This window comes from Kitasatospora sp. NPDC051164, from assembly GCF_044455625.1.
Classification (GTDB): Bacteria; Actinomycetota; Actinomycetes; order Streptomycetales; family Streptomycetaceae; genus Kitasatospora.
Genome location: NZ_JBITFB010000021.1, coordinates 183,483 through 201,922, shown reverse-complemented (window position 1 = coordinate 201,922; position 18,440 = coordinate 183,483). Strand labels below are relative to the sequence as shown.

Here is an 18,440-nt window from a genome sequence, read left to right as displayed (position 1 = left end):
ATGTCGCAATCCACACCGAGCCAGAAGGCCCTCACTCATTTCAAGATCACCCGCCTGTGAACCCCGTCACCAACCTCTGTGGTCAGTACAGCTAGCCGGCCGCCCGGAGCCGCAGGGTGACCAGCTCGAACGGGCGCAGCGCGAGCCGCACCGCGCCGTCCTCGACCGCCACCTCGCCGCGGGTGCCGTCCCAGGGCCGCTCCAGCAGGTCGCAGGGGACGGCGTCGGCCAGCGGGAGGGAGGTGGTCAGCCGGCCCCGGGCGCGGCCGCCGCCCGCCTCGTAGACCCGGACGATCAGGTCCCCGCTGCGGTCGTCGGCGAGCTTGACCGCGCTCACCACGAGCGCGTCGTTGTCCAGCTCCACCAGCGGTGCGACCCGCTCGGCGCTGCCGGTGACCCGCCGCTCGGGCAGGCCGATCCGGTACCCCTCGCGGACGGCGTCGCCGATCGCCGCGCCCGGGACCAGGGCGTGCCGGAAGCGGTGCAGGCCCTGGTCGGTCTTCGGGTCGGGGAAGCGCGGGGCGCGCAGCAGCGAGAAGCGGACCGTGGTGGTGGTGCCGCCGTCGCCGGAGCGCACCGTGCGGGTGACGTCGTGGCCGTAGGTCGAGGCGGTGACCAGGGCGACGCCCCAGCCGGGCTCGTCGAGGTGGACGAAGCGGTGGTTGCAGGCCTCGAACTTGGCGGCGTCCCAACTGGTGTTGGTGTGGGTGGGCCGGTAGAGGTGGCCGAACTGGGTCTCGGCGGCGTAGCGCTCGGTGTGGATGTCCAGCGGGAACGCGGCCTTGAGGAACTTCTCGGTCTCGTGCCAGTCGACCAGGGTCTCGATGTCGAGGCGCTGCTCGCCCGCGCGCAGGGTCAGATCCTGGACGGCGGTGGACGAGCCGAAGGAACGCACGACCCGGACGGAGACCCGCTCGGCCGTCTCCGAGAGGACAGTGAGCGAGTCCACGCCGGTCAGGTCGGTGACGGTGTTGCGGTAGAACTGGTCGACGTCCCAGGCGTCCCACATGTTGGGAAAGTCGGGGTGCAACTGGAGCAGGTTGGCGCGGGTGCCGGGGGCGACGGACTCCCGACCGCTCGCCACCTCGACCACCGAGGCCACCAGGCCGTCCGCGTCCACCACGACGTCCAGCAGGCCGTTGCGCAGGAGGTAGCCGCCCTCGGGCCGCTCGACCACCGTGCAGCCGTCCACCGGCGGAGCCACCACGCCGGCCCCGCCCGCTGCGACGGTGGAGCGCGCGTGCGGCGCCGCGTTGAACACCAGCTCGCGTCCACCCGAGGGATCCCCGGCGAGGGCCCGCTGGGCCCGTCCGATCAGCTCCCCCAGCTCCCCGGCCAGCGCCGCGTACGTGGCCTCGGCCTCGCGGTGCACCCAGGCGATGGACGAGCCGGGCAGGATGTCGTGGAACTGGTGCAGCAGTACGGTCTTCCAGATCCGGTCCAGCTGCTCGTACGGGTACGCCGCGCCGGTGCGCAACGTGGCGGTGGTGCACCAGAGTTCGGCCTCGCGTAGCAGGTTCTCGCTGCGCCGGTTGCCCTGCTTGGTCTTGGCCTGGCTGGTCAGGGTGGCCCGGTGCAGCTCCAGGTAGAGCTCGCCGACCCAGACCGGTGGGTTCGGGTACTCGGCCTCGGCCTTGGCGAAGAACTCGGCGGGCCTCTCCCAGCGGACGGTGGCCGAGCCCTCCAGGTCCTTCATCCGGGCCGCCTTGGCGACCATCTCGCGGGTCGTGCCGCCGCCGCCGTCGCCCCAGCCGGTCGGCGCGAGCGAGTGCCTGGCCACCCCCTTGTCCTTGAAGTTCCGTGCCGCGTGGGCGATTTCACTGCCCTTCATGGAGCAGTTATAGGTGTCCACGGGCGGGAAGTGGGTGAAGATCCGGGTCCCGTCGATGCCCTCCCACAGGAAGGTGTGGTGCGGGAACTTGTTGACCTGGCTCCACGAGATCTTCTGCGTCAGCAGCCACTTGGAGCCGGCGTTGCGGATGATCTGCGGCAGGCCGCCGGTGAAGCCGAAGGTGTCCGGCAGCCAGGCCTCGTGGTTCTCCACCCCGAACTCGTCCAGGAAGAACCGCTTGCCGTGCACGAACTGCCGGGCCATCGCCTCCGAACCGGGCATGTTGGTGTCCGACTCCACCCACATGCCGCCGGCCGGGACGAACCGGCCCTCGGCCACCGCCTTCCGGACCCGCGCGTACACCTCGGGTCGGTGCTCCTTGATCCACGCGAACTGCTGCGCCTGCGACATGGTGTAGAGGAAGTCCGGCTCGTCCTCCAGCAGCGCGGTCATGTTGGCGGTGGTGCGGGCCACCTTGCGGACGGTCTCGCGCAGCGGCCACAGCCAGGCCGAGTCGATGTGCGCGTGGCCGATCGCGCTGATCCGGTGCGCGGACGGCACAGCGGGCGCGGCCAGCACCCCTTCGAGCTGTGAACGGGCGGCCGCCGCCGTGCCGTTGACGTCCTGCAGGTCGACGGCGTCCAGGGCCCGGCCGATGGCGCGCAGCAGGTCCCAGCGGCGGGCGCTCTCCACCGGCAGCTCCGCCATCAGTTCGCCGAGCACCTCCAGGTCCAGTACCAGCTGCCAGACCGTCTCGTCGAAGACGGCGAGGTCCATCCGGGCCAGCTTGTACTGCGGCCGGTCGCCCGCCGTCTCCTGGTCGCCCAACTCGGTGGGCAGGAAGGGGTGGTAGTCCAGGATGACCGGGTTGGAAGCGGCCTCGACGTGCAGCAGCACCGGCTCGCCGCCGGCCGCCGGGGCGGCGATCCGCACCCACTGGTTCTGCGGGTTGAGCCCCTTCACCGGGGTGCCGTCGGGGCGGTAGACCAGGCCCTCGCACTGGAAGCCGGGCATGTTGGCGTCGAAGCCGAGGTCGATCAGCGCCTCGACGGTCCGGCCCGCCCAGGCCTCGGGCACCGTACCGGTCACGGTGATCCAGCTGGTGCCCCAGGGCGCGCCCCAGGTGTCGCCGACCGCGATCGGGGTGCGCGGCGCGGCCAGGCCCTCGGCGACCGGGACGGGCTCACCTGGCGCCGTCCAGATGCCGACCTCCAGCGGGACGGACTCGGGGTACACGGCCGGGCGGATGCGCTCGTCCAGGACGCGCTTGAGGCGGGACTCGACCAGGGTGCGGTCATCGTGCATGTCAGCGGGCTCCGTTGCGTGGCTGAGGGGTGCGTGGCAGTGATGCGTGGCTGCGTGATGCGTGACTGAGGGCTGCGTGACTGCGTGGTGCGTGGTGCGTGGCTGAGGTCGGACGGGAACGGGCTAGAGGGAAGATACGTCGTCGGGGTGGACCACCTCGGTGATACCGCGCGCGGCCAGGTGCTCGCGGTCCCCGGCGCGTTCGGCGAGGACGGCGGTCGGGCGGGCGCCCGCCTCGGCGAGGCGCATGAACGCCTCGTACACCGGGCCGCCGGGGCCGCAGGCCGAGCGTTTCGGGGAGGTGACCTCGTCGCCGGTGGTGACCACCACGGCGGTGCTGCGCGGCTTCGGGGGCTGCCAGGAGCGGCGGGCCTCGGCGGCGGCCTCGGCGAGCCGGACGCCGGCCGGTTTGACCGTCCGGTCGGTGGTCAACAGTCCCAGGCTGTACTCGAGTTCGGGGAAGTCGGCGAGCGAGCGGTCCACATCGTGCGAGCACCACCAGGTGACGCCCCACAGGTCCGGGCAGTCCAGGACGGCCTCGACGGTGGCGCCGGTGAAGCGCGCCGCGTCCTCGGGGCCGATGTGCGGGGCGGGCGCGCCGACCTCCTGCAGCCAGACCGGGCGGGCCGGGTCGTCCGCCCAGGCCTTGGACAGTTCGACCAGGTACGCGGCGTGCTGGGCGGTGGCGGTGGAGTGGGCGCCGTAGCGCTGGGCGGTGCCGTTGAACACCCAGGAGTGCACGGCGGTGGCGGCGCCGATCCGGGCCGAGTGCCAGGGCGTGAACGGGTGGTCGTCCAGGTACCAGGCGGCGTCGTACGAGGCGTGCAGGTGCAGCCGGCCGGGGGCGCCGGTCTCGCAGGCGTCGAGCATCCGGCGCAGCCAGGCCTCGGCCTCGGCGGGGGTGGCCCGGTCCGGGTCGGGGTGCGGGTCGCCGGAGAACTGGTTGATCTCGTTGCCGAGCGTCATCCCGAGGAAGTTGGGCCGTTCGCGCAGCGCCTCGGCGAGGGTGCGCAGGTAGGCGGCCTGGCCGTCGCCGACCTCGGGGTCGGTGAAGAGGTTGCGCCGGTGCCAGGTCCGGGTCCAGGCCGGCAGGAAGTCGAAGCTGGACAGGTGGCCCTGCAGGCCGTCCACCGCGACGTCCAGCCCGCGTTCGCCGGCCGCGTCCACCAGGGCGGTCAGCTGGTCGACGGCGCGCGGGCGGATCAAGGTGCGGTTGGGCTGGAACAGCGGCCACAGCGGGAAGACCCGGACGTGGTCCAGGCCGAGGGCGGCGATGGAGTCGAAGTCGGCGCGCACGGCGTCGAGGTCGAAGTCGAGCCAGTGGTGGAACCAGCCGACACTGGGGGTGTAGTTGACGCCGAAGCGGGGGGCGGTGGTCATCGGAGAGCTTCCTCGACTGGGTTCGGGGCGTACGGACGGTGGCGCTAGCCCTTGACGGCTCCCTCCTCGACGCCCTTGAAGAAGAAGCGCTGGCAGACGCCGAACACCACGACGATCGGCAGGAAGGCGATCATGGTGCCGGCCGCGATCAGCCGGGGGTTGGCGGAGAAGGTGCCGTTGAGGTACTGCAGCCCGACGGTGAGGGTGTACTTCTGCGGGTCGTTGAGCACGATCAGCGGCCAGAGGAAGTCGTCCCAGGCGCCGATGAAGGTGAAGATCACGATCACGCTGATCATGCCGCGCACGTTCGGCAGGCCGATGTGCCACAGCCGCTGCCAGACGTTGGCGCCGTCCACCAGCGCGGCCTGGTCCAGCTCAAGCGGGACGGCCGCGAAGGCGGTGCGCATCAGCAGCACGTTGAGCATCGCGATCGAGCCCGGCAGCGCGACGCCGGCCAGGGTGTCGGCCAGGCCGAGGCCGCGCACCAGCACGTACTGGGAGACGATGGTGACCTCGCCCGGCAGGACGAGCGTGGCGAGGAAGAGGCCGAGGACGAGCTTGGCGCCGCGGAAGCGCAGCCGGGCGAACGCGTAGCCGGCCAGGGTGCAGCCGACCACGTTGCCGGTGATGCAGACCGCGGCGACGATCACCGAGTTGAGCGCGTAGGTCCACACCGGGATGGTCTCGGCGACCTTGCCGTAGTTGCCGAGGGTGGGCTGCTCGGGCAGGAAGGTCGGGGTGCGGGTGAAGACGTCCTCGGCGGGGCCCTTGAGGGAGGTGGACAGTTGCCACAGGAACGGGCCGATGACCAGGAGCAGGACGAGCACCAGGAGCAGGTAGCGGGCGACGGTCCGGGCGGGGGAGGGGGTGTCGAAGCCCCGGGAGCCCTTGGCGGCCTTCATCGGGCGGGTGGTCACGGGTTCAGGCCGCCTTCCGGTTCAGGCGCATCAGGAACAGCATCGGGGCGAGGGTGACGACGAACAGCAGCAGGCTGAGCGCCGAGGCGTAGCCGAGGTGGCCGTTGAAGCCGCGGCTGTACATCTGGATCAGCATCACCACCGACATGTCCCGTCCGCCGGGGCCGCCCTGGCCGTTGGAGAGCACGTACAGCTCGGAGAAGACGCGCAGCGAGCTCACCGAGATCAGCGCGGAGATCAGGACCATGGTCGGCCGCACCCCGGGCAGGGTGACATGCCAGAACCGGCTGACCGGCCCGGCGCCGTCCACGGCCGCCGCCTCGTGCAGCTCGCGCGGGACGTTGGCGAGGGCGGACAGGTAGATGACCATGTAGTAGCCGAGGCCCTTCCAGACGGTCAGGGCGATCGCGCTGAACAGCAGCAGCCAGCGGTCGGTCAGGAAGTCGACCGGGGAGTCGGCCAGTCCGGTCTGCTGGAGCACGCCGTTGACCAGCCCGCGATCGTTCAGCACCCAGCCCCAGATCAGCGCCACCACGACGGCGGAGGCGATCACCGGGGTGTAGAAGGCGGTCCGGAAGAAGGTGATGCCGGGGATCCTGCGCTGGACGAGCAGCGCGAGCAGCAGCGGCAGGATGGTCAGCAGGGGCAGGCAGACCATCATGAAGACGATGCTGTTGAGCAGGGCGTCGGCGAGCTGCTCGTCGTCCAGCAGGCGGCCGTAGTTCTCCAGGCCGGTGAACTGCCCGCCGCCCAGCGGCTTGGCGTTGGTGAAGGACAGGATCACCGTGTTGACGGCCGGCCAGAGGTTGAAGACGGCCAGCCAGACTATCGCGGGCCCGGCGAGCAGCCAGGGGGTGAACCAACGCCGGTGGGTCATGCGGTTTGCCTTCCTGGAGCCTGGGCCTGCGGGCGGTGCGGGTCATTCCCGGGAGCGGCGGGTGTGGGGGCGGGTGGGTACCCGGAACCCGCCGCTCGGCCGGTACGGTCGGGGCTGTCGGTCGGGGCTGTCGGTGGGTGACGCTGATCGGGGCTGTGGTCGGTGACGTTGCGCGGGGCTGCTGGTCGGGGTCAGCCCTTGAGTAGCTTGTTGCACTGCTCGACGGCGGTGTCCAGCGCCTGCTTGGAGCTCGCGTCGCCGCTGATCGCGAGCGCGATCTGCTGGTTGACGATGGTGCTCATCGCGTCGTCGACCTGGACGGGCTGGATCAGCTTGGCCTTGGCGAGCGAGTTGAACGCGATCACCTTGGCGTCGCCCGCGTTGGTGCCGTCGCTCTTGCTGAAGAAGGGGTCGTTCGACGAGGCCTTGGTGGACGGGAAGATGCTGGTCAGGTGGGCGAAGGCGGCCTGGTTCTCGGCGCTGGTGACCCAGCGGGCGAGGGCGACCGCGGCGGCCGGGTTCTTGGTGCTCTTCGGGATGGACACGCCCTGGACGTACAGCGGCGGGGTGGCCAGTGCGGCGGACGGGACGACCTTCGGGGCGAGCGTCGGGTTGTCGGTGGCCAGGCTGGTGATGTAGTTGGCGCCGGCGGTGGTCCAGGCGGCGGTGCCGGCGTTGAACAGCTTGGTGTTGCCGGCGTAGGTGTTGGTCAGCACGTCCTTGGGGAGCAGGCCCTCCTTGAAGGCGTCGCGGTACCTGTCGAGCAGCGCGGCGGCCTCGGGGGTGTTGAAGGTGAAAGTCCTGCCGTCGTCGGACATGAGTTTCACGCCGGCGTTGTAGAGGTCGCCGAGGCCCGGCTTGCGGCTCATCAGGTAGGTCTGGCCGCCGGACTTCTCCTTCATCACCCGGGCCTGGGCGATCAGTTCGTCCAGACTGGTCGGGGGCTTCTTCGGGTCCAGGCCGTTCTTCGTGAGGAGTTCCGAACTCCAGTAGTTCACATCGGTGTTGAGGTACCAGGGGTAGCCGAAGGTGCCCGGGTGGCCGGCGAAGCGGTAGGCATCGACGCCGCCGGCGACGTACTCGTCGGCGAGCTTCGGGTCGGCCTTGGCGACGTCCAGCAGGAGGTCCTTCCGCGCGAGCGGGAGGGCGAAGTCGGGCGGCAGGTTCACCACGTCGGGCAGGGTGCCGGCGGCGGCCTGGCTGAGCACCTTGTCGGAGTAACCCTCGCCGGGCTGGTCGAGCCAGTCGACCTCGACGCCGGGGTACTTCTTCTTGAAACCGTCGATCACGCCCTGCATGTAGTCGGTGAACTTCGGCTTGAGCGCCCAGGTCTGCAGCGAGACCTTGCCCTTGACCTCGCCGGTGGCGGCCGCACTCGCCACGCTGTCGCTGTCCTTGGTGTCACCGGAGCCGAGTCCGCAGCCGGTGAGTGCGGCCGCGGTGAGGGCCGTAGTCGTCAGTGCCGCCCAGATTCTTCGCATGAGGGTCTCCCGGTCCTGGGGGTGGGTGGGGGATCGTGCTGAGCTCGGGGTGCTTCCCGGGGATGTTCCGGGGGTTCTCCGTCAACGGGGGTTTCTGTCAACGGGAGTTCCGTCGACAGGGGGTTGTGGCGAATCCCGGAACCTGACTCACTAACCAACTAAACCGGTCTAGCTATGCCAGGGACTATGCTCCCGCCTAAACTTGGCTGTCAAGAGAGGAGTCGGGTCCTGTGGGCAGACCGACGATCGCCGACATCGCCCGCCAGGCCGGTGTCTCCAAGGGCGCGGTGTCCTTCGCGCTCAACGGCCGCCCGGGCGTGAGCGAGGCGACCCGGGCCCGGATCCTGCGGGTCGCGGAGGAGATGAACTGGCGCCCGCACAGCGCCGCACGCGCCCTCGGCGGTGCCCGGGCCGACGCCGTCGGCCTGGTGATCGCCCGCCCCGCCCGCACCATAGGCGTCGAGCCGTTCTTCAGCCAGCTGCTCTCCGGCCTCCAGGCCGTGCTCTCGGCCAGCTCCGTCGCGCTGCACCTGATGGTCGTCGAGGACACCGCCGCCGAGATCGAGGTCTACCGCCGGTGGGCCTCCGAGCACCGCGTCGACGGCTTCATCCTGGTCGACCTGCAGGTCAAGGACCCGCGACTGCCGGTACTGGACGAGCTCGGGCTGCCCGCCGTCGTCCTCGGCGGGCCCGGCAAGGGCGGCAACCAGCTGCGGATCTGGGCCGACGACCGGGAGGCGATGCTCTCGATCGTCGACTACCTGGCCGCCATCGGGCACCGCCGGATCGCCCACCTCGCCGGGCTGCCGCACTTCCAGCACACCCAGCGGCGGATCCGTGCGCTGCGCGACGCCTCGCGCCGGCTCGGCCTGGAGGAAGCCGTGTCGGTGCCCACCGACTTCAGCGACGCCGAGGGCGCCGCCGCCACCCGCACGCTGCTCTCCCGGGCCAGGCGTCCCACCGCGATCGTCTACGACAGCGACGTGATGGCCGTCGCCGGGCTCGGCGTGGCGGGCGAGATGGGTGTCGTGGTACCCGGCGAGCTGTCCATCGTCTCCTTCGACGACTCGGTGCTCGCCCGGATCGTCCACCCGCCGCTGACCGCGCTCAGCCGGGACACCTTCGCGCTCGGCGAGCAGGTCGCCCGCAGCCTGCTGGCCGCCCTCGACGAGGCCGGGCCCGGGCGGGACCTGCAGATGCCGACGCCACGGCTGACCGTACGGGAGTCCACCTCGCCGCCCGGTCGTGCCGGCGAGTCCGCGGCGGGTTCCCTCGTCGAGTCCGCGGCCGGTTCGTCCGGCGAGTCCGAGGCCGCTTCCCTCGTCGAGTCCGAGGCCGGTTCCGTCGTCGAGTCCGAGGCCGGTTCCGTCGGCGATTCGCTCCCCGGAGTGGTTGCTGCGCGAGTCGTTGACAGCGCTTCTGAACCGGTTTAGCCTCGCAGCGCCGAGCGGCTCCCGCCCGGCGCGCTCCGCCGCACGCTGCCGCACTTCGTCCGGCTCCCGCTGCGCTCGTACGTCGAGCAACCGCCGCTGCGGCGACGACCCCCGCCCGTTCCGGCGCCACGCGTTCCGCCGCCACCAGCTCCGGCCCTACCCGTTCCGGCGCCACCCGTTCCAGCACTGGCACGCCCGCATGCACCCGGCCCCCCGTACGCGACGGCGGGCCCACCCCCACCTCCTCCGCTCGATCGGAGCCACCGCATGTCACGACGCCTCCCCCTGCTGCTCAGCGCCGCCCTCGCGACGGCCGCGCTGACCGCCACCCCCTCGGCCTGGGCCGAGCCGAGACCGGTCGCGGCACCCGTCGGCACGGCCGGTTCGGCACCCGCCGGAACGCCAGGCTCGGCACCCGCCGCCACCGCCGGCCCGGGCAGCCAGCCCTTCGCCTCGTACTGGTACCCCAGCACCATCCTGAACTGGGACCCGGCCACCGACCCGGACGCCCGCTTCAACCGCTCCCGCGTCCCGCTGCAACCGCGCACCAGTGACCCGGCGCTCAAGGCGAACCCCAACGCCCGTACCGGCGAAGGGAAGATCGCCTCCCTGGTCTCCTTCGGCCCCACCTCCAACAACCCCTCCCAGGGCTCCGCCGACCCCAACTACTACGCCTTCGGCTACTGGCAGTACGTCGACAAGCTGGTGTTCTGGGGCGGCTCGGCCGGCGAGGGCCTGATCCTCGCCCCCAACCCGACCGTCATCGACGCCGCCCACCGCAACGGCGTCAAGGTCTACGGCACCGTCTTCTTCCCGCCCGGCGCGTACGGCGGCCAGATCCAGTGGGTGCGCGACTTCGTCCAGAAGTCCGGCAGCCGCTACCCCGTCGCCGACAAGCTCGCCCAGGCCGCGCAGTACTACGGCTTCGACGGCTGGTTCATCAACCAGGAGACCGGCGGCGGCGATTCGGCTCTCGCCGGCGAGCTGCGGAACCTGATGCAGTACACCAGGGCGCAGAGCGGCACCGAGTTCATGTGGTACGACGCGATGACCACCTCCGGCGCGGTCGACTGGCAGAACGCCCTGACCTCCGCCAACTCCCCGTTTCTGCAGGATGGTTCGAAGCGCACCTCGGACTCGATGTTCCTGAACTTCGACTGGTCCGCGAGCGGCCTGAACTCCTCCCGGACGCTGGCCCGGCAGCTCGGCCGCAGCGAGTACGACCTCTACTCCGGCATCGACACCGAGGCCAACGGCTACAACACGAGCGTGGACTGGAACACCCTCTTCCCGACCGGCACACCGCACACCACCTCGCTCGGCCTCTACCGCCCGGAGTGGACCTGGAAGTCCGCCACCGACCGCGCCGACTTCTACGCCAAGGACGCCCGCTACTGGGTCGGCGCCAACAACGACCCGTCCCGAACGGACCTCTCGTCGAGCTGGCCCGGCCTGGCCGGCTACGTCGCCGAATCCTCGCCGATCACCGCCAAGCCCTTCGTCACCAACTTCGACACCGGGCAGGGCGACTTCTATAACGCGGGCGGCACCCGGGTCGCCACCGGCGGCTGGAACAACCTCTCGCTCCAGGACGTCCCGCCCACCTACCGCTGGATGGTCGACTCCGCCGGCAGCAGGCTGACCCCGTCCGTCGACTTCACCGACGCCTACCAGGGCGGCTCCTCGCTGCGGCTGACCGGCACCCTGGACGCCGCCAACACCGTCCGGCTGTACCAGGCCAAGCTGCCGGTCGCGGCGACCACCAAGCTGGACCTGGTGGTGAGGACCCCGGCCGCCGGGCCCACCAAGCTCAAGGCCGCCGTCACCTTCACCGACGCGCCGAACAGCTTCACCACGATCGACGTCGGCGCGGACTCCGGGACCGGGTGGGAGCGCCACACCCTCGACCTCTCCCCGTACGCAGGCCGCACCATCGCCCAGATCGCGCTCCGGGTCGAGGGATCCGACCCCGCGTACGACCTTCGGGTCGGCCAAGTCGCCGTCTATGACGGCACGGTGGAGACTCCGGTGGCGCCGAGCAGCCTCACCGTCCTCGGCGCGAGCGACGTGACGCCGGGCTCCAGCCAGTCGCTGCGGCTGTCCTGGACGGCGGCGCCCGGCAGCAACGTCCACCACTACGAGGTGTACCGGCGCAACGCGGACGGCACCCGGACCTTCCTCGGCGCCACGCCCAACGACGCGTACTTCGTCGGGCGCCTCGACCGGGCCGGCAGCGAAGCCGCCACCACACTGGATGTCGAGGCCGTGTCCAGTACGTACGGGCGCTCGAACGCCGCGTCGACGACGGTGAGTTGGACCAGCACGCCGCCGACCTCCACCAACCTGGCACTGAACCGCCCGGCCACCGCCTCCGGCCAGTGCAACGCCAACGAGACGCCGGCCAAGGCCGTCAACGGCAGTGTCAGCGGCGGCAACAGCGACAAGTGGTGCACCCTGAGCTCCGCCAAGTGGCTGGAGGTGGATCTCGGTTCGGCGAAGCAGCTGTCCAAGTTCGTCGTCAAGCACGCTTCGGCGGGCGGTGAGAGCAGCTCGTACAACACCCGCGACTTCACCATCCAGGTCCGGTCCGGCACCAGCGACCCCTGGACGACGGTCGCCGCCGTCACGGGCAACACGGCCGGCACCACCACCCACTCGGTGACCACCACCGCCCGCTACGTCCGCCTGGTGGTCACCAAGCCCACCCAGACCACCGACCCGGCCGCCCGCATCTACGAGTTCGAGGCCTGGGGCGCGTAGTCCCGCGCCGCTCGCACCTGAGGAAGGAAGCCCCCGTGCCGGTCACCATCACCGCCGTCGAGAGCACCGACCTGTTCGTCGGACCGGAGGACGCCCCGCGCCAGATCCTGCGCGTGACGACCGAGGGCCCGGCCGCCCGGATCACCGTCAGCGGCCCGGGCGTCCACGGCGAGGCGACCGGCACGGGACTGGTCGAAGTCCCCCTGGAGATCATTGCCGATGCCCGGCCGGGCGATCGGATCCCGGTCACCGTCCGGTCCGAAGACGCCGTCACGGAAGGGCGGTTGGACATCGCCGAGCCCGGCTGGACGATGTTCCTGGTCTCGCACTTCCACTACGACCCGGTCTGGTGGAACACCCAGGCCGCCTACACCTCCCCCTGGGAACTGCTCTCCGCCGACGCCACCACCCGGCCGCTCTGGGAGCGCAACGGCTTCGCGCTCGTCGACGCACACCTGGACCTCGCCCTGCGGGACCCGGTGTACAAGTTCGTGCTCGCCGAAGTCGACTACCTGAAGCCCTACTTCGACCAGCACCCGGAACGGCGTGAGACGCTGCGACTACTGCTGGAACGCGGCCAGGTCGAACTCGTCGGCGGCACCTACAACGAGCCGAACACCAACCTCACCGGCGCCGAGACCACCATCCGCAACATCGTCCACGGCATCGGCTACCAGCGCGACATCCTCGGCGGGGACCCCCGAACCGCCTGGCAACTCGACGTGTTCGGACACGACCCGCAGTTCCCCGGCCACCTCGCCGCAGCCGGTCTCACCGGCAGCGCCTGGGCACGCGGCCCGTTCCACCAGTGGGGCCCGATCCAGAAGAACTTCCGCGAGGCCAAGGACGACGCCCGGGTGATGCAGTTCCCGAGCGAGTTCGAATGGATCGCCCCCGGCGGCGAGGGTGTGCTCACCCACTACATGCCGCACCACTACTCGGCCGGCTGGTGGATGGACTCCTCGCCCGACCTCGCCACCGCCGAGGAAGCCGTCCACGAGCTGTACCGCAAGCTCAAGCCGGTCGGCGCGACGAAGAACCTGCTGCTGCCGGTCGGGACGGACTACACCCCGCCCAACAAGTGGGTCACCGAGATCCACCGCTCCTGGGCCGCCAAATACCTCTGGCCCCGGTTCGTCTGCGCCATCCCGCGCGACTTCCTCGACGCCGTCCGGGCCGAACTCGCCGCCACCGGACGGCGACCCAGCCCGCAAACCCGCGACATGAACCCGGTGTACACCGGCAAGGACGTCTCGTACATCGACACCAAGCAAGCCCAACGGGCCGGCGAGGTCGCGGCGGTGGACGCCGAGAAGCTCGCCACGCTCGCCGCCGTCCACGGACTCGGCCGCTACCCGGCCGCCGCGCTGGACAAGGTCTGGCGCCAACTCGCCTACGGCGCCCACCACGACGCGATCACCGGCTCCGAGTCCGACCAGGTGTACCTGGACCTGCTCGGCGGCTGGCGGGAGGCGTACGACCTGGCGAGCGGCGTACGGGACGCGGCGCTGGACGCGCTCACGGGCCGGATCTCCACGGCGGGGGCCGGTTCGGCGGTCGTGGTGACCAACACGCTGTCCTTCGACCGGACCGATCTCGTCTCGGTCGAACTGCCGTCCGGCGTACGGTCGGTGCGGGTGCTGGACGACCGGGGCGAGGCGGTGCCGAGCTTCGTCGACCGGGGGACGCTACGGTTCCTCGCCGAGGACGTGCCCGCCCTCGGCTGGCGCACCTGGCGACTGGTGGAAGGCACCGCCGAGGAGCCGTGGACGGCGGCCGAAGGCCTGGGCATCGCCAACGGACGCTACCGGGTCACCGCCGACCCGGCACGCGGCGGCGGCCTCACCTCGGTCTGGGACCTGCGGCACGAACGGGAGTTGATCCAGGACGGCCGGATCGGCAACGAACTGCGCGTCTACGAGGAGTACCCGCAGCACCCCGACTTCGGCGAGGGCCCCTGGCATCTGGTGCCCAGCGGCCCGGTGGCCGGCTCCGGTGACGGCGCCGCGTCGGTCCGCCGGGAGACCGGGCCGCTCGGCGAACGCCTGGTGATCGAGGGCACGGTCTCCGCTCTTCGATACGAGCAGACCGTCACCCTGTGGCGCGGGCTCGACCGGGTCGACTGCCGCACCCGGATCGTGGACTACTCCGGCGCCGACCGGCTGCTGCGGCTGCGCTTCCCCGTGGACGTCCCCGGCGGGCTGCCCGTCAGCGAGGTCGCGGGGGCGGTCGTCGGGCGCGGCTTCGCCATGCCCGACGTGGACTCGGCGGAGGCGCCGTGGACCCTGGACAACCCGGCGAACACCTGGTTCGGGCTCGGCGCCACAGCGCGTGTCGACCTCGCGGACCCGGCCGGTACGGTCATCGGCTCCCGGGCCCTGGGTGTGGCGGAAGTCGTCGTGCCCACCTTGGACGACGCCGCCGACGCCCGCCCCCTGGTCGTCGCGCTCGCTCGGGTGGGTGTGACGGCCACCACCTCGGGCGCCGGCTGGGCGCGGTACGGCTGGCTGGACGTGGACTCCAACCTGCCGGACTTCCGCATCGTCGTCGGCTCGCCCGAAGTCAACGACGCGGCAGGCGAGTTGATGGAACAGGTGGGCGAGGAGTACGCGGCCGCCCTGAAGGCGCACGGCGCGGTGTGGGTGCCGGCGCTGACCCCGCTCGCCGAGGTCTGGCGGCCGGACGCCGACCTGCGGGACCTGCGGGCCCTGCCCGCGCTGGTCGTCACCGACCTCGCGGCGCTGGCCGAGGACCTCGCCGACGCCCGGATCACCGCCGTCTGCCCGGCCGCTGTCTCCGATCAACTCGCGGACCACACCGTGGCATTGCTCAGCTTCGGCCTGCCCGGCTTCGCCGTCGACACCACGGGGGCACTGCACCTGTCCCTGATGCGGTCGTGCACCGGCTGGCCCTCGGGCGTCTGGATCGACCCGCCCCGGCGCACCCTGCCCGACGGCGCATCCTTCCAACTCCAGCACTGGACCCATGAGTTCCGCTACGCGCTGGTCGGCGGGAACGGCGACTGGCGGGAGCAGACGCTGCCCGCGCACGGCCAGGAGTTCAACCACCCGCTGTACGCCCGCGTCACGGCCGCGCAGGAGGGCCCACTGCCGGCCACCCTGTCCTGGCTGCGCGTCGAACCGCAGCGCGAGGTCCTGCTCGGCGCGCTCAAGCCGGCCGGGAACCCGATCGCGAAGGGATCGGCGGCGGAAAGCGGACCCGAACTGGCCGTCCGGCTGGTCGAGTCCACGGGCCTCGGGCGAACCGCCGCACTCGCGGGCGCGCTCGGGCTGGGCGACGTACGGCCCGCCGACCTGCTGGAACGGCCGCTCACTTCCGCCACGTCGGGCCTGGACCTCGCGGGTTCGCAGATCGCCACCCTGCTGGCCGCCCCCGAGGTCTCCGCCTCGGCGGACGGCCCGGTCCTCGGTCCGGTCGCCGAACCCGCCCAGCCCGTCCACGCCCGCTACTGGCTGCACAACCGAGGCCCGGCACCGCTCGGCTACCTGCCGGTATCCGTCGGCGCCTCGCCCGGACTTCTGCGGACAGCAGGAGAGCCGGTGACGCTCTCGGCCGCCCTCTCCTCGCAGCTGCGGGACGCGGCGGTCGAGGGCACGGCCGTCGTCCTGCCGCCCGAAGGCTGGGCCACCAGCCTCGGCTGCCGCCCGTACCGGCTGGAGGCGGGTGGGCACCTGCGCTTCCCGGTCACCCTCACCCCGCCCGCCGACGCCGAAGCCGGGCTGTACTTCGCGGCCGTCCGGATCGACCACGACGGCCAGCAGATCGAGGACGTGGTGACGATCGCCGTCGGCGCCCTCCCCGCTCTCCTGTCCGTCCCCGGCGACACGCCCGAAGACTGGACCGCCGCCCAGGGCACCAAGGCGGCCTCGGGTCGGGACACCGGACTGAGCGTGGAGGTCCCGCACCAGAGCCTGCGCCTGAACCCGGGCGGCCACGCCACCCTCGGCCTCACGCTCACCAACCGCACGCGCGGTGAGATCAGGGGCGAGCTGCAACTGGTCTCGCCATGGGGCACCTGGGAGGCCATCGCCGACCCCGTACGCGGCTTCACCGTCCCGGCCGGTACGTCCACGGTGGTCGACTTCGCCATTGCCGTCCCCGAATCCGCGGACCCCGGCTCGTACTGGGCCCTCGCCAAGGTGATGTGGTTCGGCCGCTGCCAGTACGCACCGACCGTCGCCCTGGTGGTGGAAGCATGACCCTCGGCCTGCTCGACGGTCGGCCCCTCGCGCGCACCGGCCTCGATCAGCGGCTCCCCGCCCTCCGGAACGGCCCGCGCGCCACCGCCCTGCCGCAACCCGGAAGTTCGGAGGACCGGCAGCTGACCCGATGGGTCGCCCAGGTGCTGCTCACGGAGGCACTGTGCGAGGCGGTGGCCGCCGAACGCAACCTGCCCGTCGCCCTGTCCGGCCCCGCCCACCTCGACCAACAAGCCGCCGTCGAACTCGGCTCCATCACGGCGGCCGCCTACGAGGGCAGCGCAGCCGTCCGGGCCGCCTATGTCTGGGTGACAGCCGACATCGGGCCCTCGGCCGAGGACATTGCCCACTACCGCACCATGACCACCCGAGCGCCAGTGGAACGCTGGCACCTCTCCCTCCCCGACGGCGAGTTGGAGGCCGACCCGGACACCCTGCCGACAGCTCTCGCCGAAGCCCTCCGCGCGGCCCCGGTCGGCGAGTGGGTCACCGCAGGCCCCTGGACGGCTGCCCTCCTCTCCACCGTCATGCCATCGAAGACGCCCGACCCCACCCCCGCCCTCCGCGACGCCGCCCGACGGGCCGCCTTCGTCCGCTGGCTCGACCGCGAACGCGCCCGACGCCTCACGCTCGTCGAAGGCCTCGAACACCCCGGCGACCCCGCCCAACCCGACAACCACCACCGCCACTGAGCGCGCCCCCGGGGCGGCGGCGACGCCGCCCCGGCCCGGCCGAGCCGGCGGAAAACGGCGTGCGGTCGGTGGGGTGGCGCAGCTAGCTTGCCGAGGAAACACAAACCGGTCCGCATGGAGGAGAAGTGACGGTTCATCGACCCGCAACTCCGCAGCAACTACCGTCCGAATACCAGGAGTTCATCGATCGCGCCACCGCCGACGACGACGTGGTCGGGCTGATCCTCAAGGGGTCGCACGCGCACGAGGACATGCCCACCGAGCATTCCGACCACGATGTGTACGTCGTCCTCGCGGACCGGGCCACGACCGGACTGGCAGCCCTGGACGGCTATCGCTCCGCCGCGCTGGACGTGGTGGTGACCACGCTGGACGGCTTGCGCGCGTTCGGCGGCCTGGAGCGGTACGCCCTCGCCCGAGCCCGCGTCGTGCTGGACCGGACCGGCGGCGAGCTCGCTGCGATCATCGCGGCGAAGGGCCGGCTCGGTACGGAGGAGGCGCGCACCGCCGTCGCCGCCCGGCTGGACGCCTACGTCAACTGGCTGTACCGCTCGGTCAAGAACGCCCGTGACGGCCTCGCCCTGCCGTCCCTCCTCGATGCTGCCGAGAGCATCGGCCACCTGCTGGAACTCCTGTTCGCGCTGGACCGGCGGCCACGCCCCTACAACAAGTACCTGTCCTGGGAACTGGAGCGGCACCCGCTGCCGGGCTGGGGCGGCCGCATGCTGCTCGACACGATCGAGCGGATCCAGCGGACGGGCGACGTGTCCGCCCAACAGGGGCTGTTCGCGCAGGTCGAGGCGAGGGCCCGGGAAGCGGGCCACGCGGCGACGCTGGACGCGTGGGGCGACGACCTGGCGCTGCTCCGGCCGTCCACGGGGCCCACCGCCCGGTCCCACACCGCCGTCACCCTGCCCGTCACCGTGCGGAACCTGCGCCACGAGGACCTGCCGGCCTGCACCTGGTCCGGCTCGGCCACCCATCTGCGCTGCGTGGAACACGAGTTGGTGCGCGCGGCGGCGGGCGAAGTGGACTACCTGGCGGTCTGCACACCCGCCGACCTGCCGGTGGCGATCGGCGGCATCGACTACCAGGTCGCCGACGGCGCCGGCACCGTGTGGCAGCTCGGCGTCCACCCGGCACTCCAGTCCTGCGGCCTGGGCACACTGCTGATCCGCGCGGCCGAACAGCGGATCAGGGAGCGCGGCCTGACCCGCAGCGAACTCGCCGTCGAGGAGGACAACCCCCGGGCCCGCGCCCTGTACGAGCGCCTCGGCTACGTCGCGTACGGCCGCGAACCCGACTCCTGGGACGAGGAGGCGCCGGACGGCACGATCCGCCGCTACGAGACGATGTGCGTCCTCATGCGGCGGGAGCTGTGATCCCGCGAACCGGCGATCGGACAACCACCACCGCCACGGAGGCACGATCCCGTCGGGCCGGCCCCCCCCGCCCCCCCCCCGCCGCGGGGCCCGGGGGGGGCGGGGGCGGGGCACGCCGCGCCCGGGGGGGGGCCCCGCGATGGGGGGGGGAGGAGGCCCCCA

General features: G+C 71.8%; 10 protein-coding genes and 1 pseudogene. 6 read left to right on the top strand and 5 right to left on the bottom strand.

All coding sequences use genetic code 11. From position 1 onward, the window contains the following. Positions 1-91: 91 nt before the first annotated feature. The 5 genes from ACIBEC_RS29495 to ACIBEC_RS29475 form a co-directional block, all read right to left on the bottom strand. Positions 92-3,136 (bottom strand): glycoside hydrolase family 38 C-terminal domain-containing protein, encoded by a 3,045-nt coding sequence (locus ACIBEC_RS29495; protein ID WP_360498834.1) that lies wholly within the window; start codon positions 3,134-3,136, stop codon positions 92-94. A gap of 123 nt (positions 3,137-3,259) precedes the next feature. Then, positions 3,260-4,516, bottom strand: coding sequence for a glycosyl hydrolase (locus ACIBEC_RS29490; RefSeq protein WP_360498836.1), 1,257 nt, complete (start codon positions 4,514-4,516; stop codon positions 3,260-3,262). 44 nt (positions 4,517-4,560) lie between these two features. Beyond that, positions 4,561-5,418 (bottom strand): carbohydrate ABC transporter permease, encoded by an 858-nt coding sequence (locus ACIBEC_RS29485; RefSeq protein ID WP_360499061.1) that lies wholly within the window; start codon positions 5,416-5,418, stop codon positions 4,561-4,563. A 19-nt stretch (positions 5,419-5,437) separates the two neighbouring features. Beyond that, positions 5,438-6,310 (bottom strand): sugar ABC transporter permease, encoded by an 873-nt coding sequence (locus ACIBEC_RS29480; RefSeq protein ID WP_360498838.1) that lies wholly within the window; start codon positions 6,308-6,310, stop codon positions 5,438-5,440. Positions 6,311-6,501: 191 nt separating this feature from the next. Then, positions 6,502-7,791, bottom strand: a complete 1,290-nt coding sequence (locus tag ACIBEC_RS29475; RefSeq protein ID WP_360498839.1) for a sugar ABC transporter substrate-binding protein — start codon at positions 7,789-7,791, stop codon at positions 6,502-6,504. 230 nt (positions 7,792-8,021) lie between these two features. Here ACIBEC_RS29475 and ACIBEC_RS29470 point away from each other — a divergent pair, with 230 nt between their 5' ends. The 6 genes and pseudogenes from ACIBEC_RS29470 (at position 8,022) to ACIBEC_RS29445 (ending at position 18,278) form a co-directional block, all read left to right on the top strand. After that, complete coding sequence (locus ACIBEC_RS29470; protein ID WP_360498841.1) at positions 8,022-9,224, top strand: LacI family DNA-binding transcriptional regulator; 1,203 nt, start codon at positions 8,022-8,024, stop codon at positions 9,222-9,224. A 267-nt stretch (positions 9,225-9,491) separates the two neighbouring features. After that, positions 9,492-11,984 carry a discoidin domain-containing protein gene (locus ACIBEC_RS29465; protein ID WP_360498843.1) on the top strand — a complete coding sequence of 831 codons (2,493 nt, stop codon included), beginning with the start codon at positions 9,492-9,494 and terminating at the stop codon, positions 11,982-11,984. Between the two features lie 35 nt (positions 11,985-12,019). Beyond that, a complete protein-coding gene (locus tag ACIBEC_RS29460; RefSeq protein WP_360498845.1) occupies positions 12,020-16,204 on the top strand; it encodes an NEW3 domain-containing protein in 4,185 nt (1,394 codons plus the stop codon). Then, entirely contained in the window at positions 16,201-16,896 is a 696-nt protein-coding gene (locus ACIBEC_RS29455; RefSeq protein ID WP_360498847.1) for a hypothetical protein, read from the top strand. The genes ACIBEC_RS29460 and ACIBEC_RS29455 overlap by 4 nt, the downstream gene beginning before the upstream one ends. 125 nt (positions 16,897-17,021) lie before the next feature. Next, positions 17,022-17,768 (top strand): annotated as a pseudogene (locus ACIBEC_RS29450) (hypothetical protein); the annotation flags it as partial. Positions 17,769-17,807: 39 nt separating this feature from the next. Next, positions 17,808-18,278 (top strand): GNAT family N-acetyltransferase, encoded by a 471-nt coding sequence (locus tag ACIBEC_RS29445; RefSeq protein ID WP_396289254.1) that lies wholly within the window; start codon positions 17,808-17,810, stop codon positions 18,276-18,278. Positions 18,279-18,440: the final 162 nt, after the last annotated feature.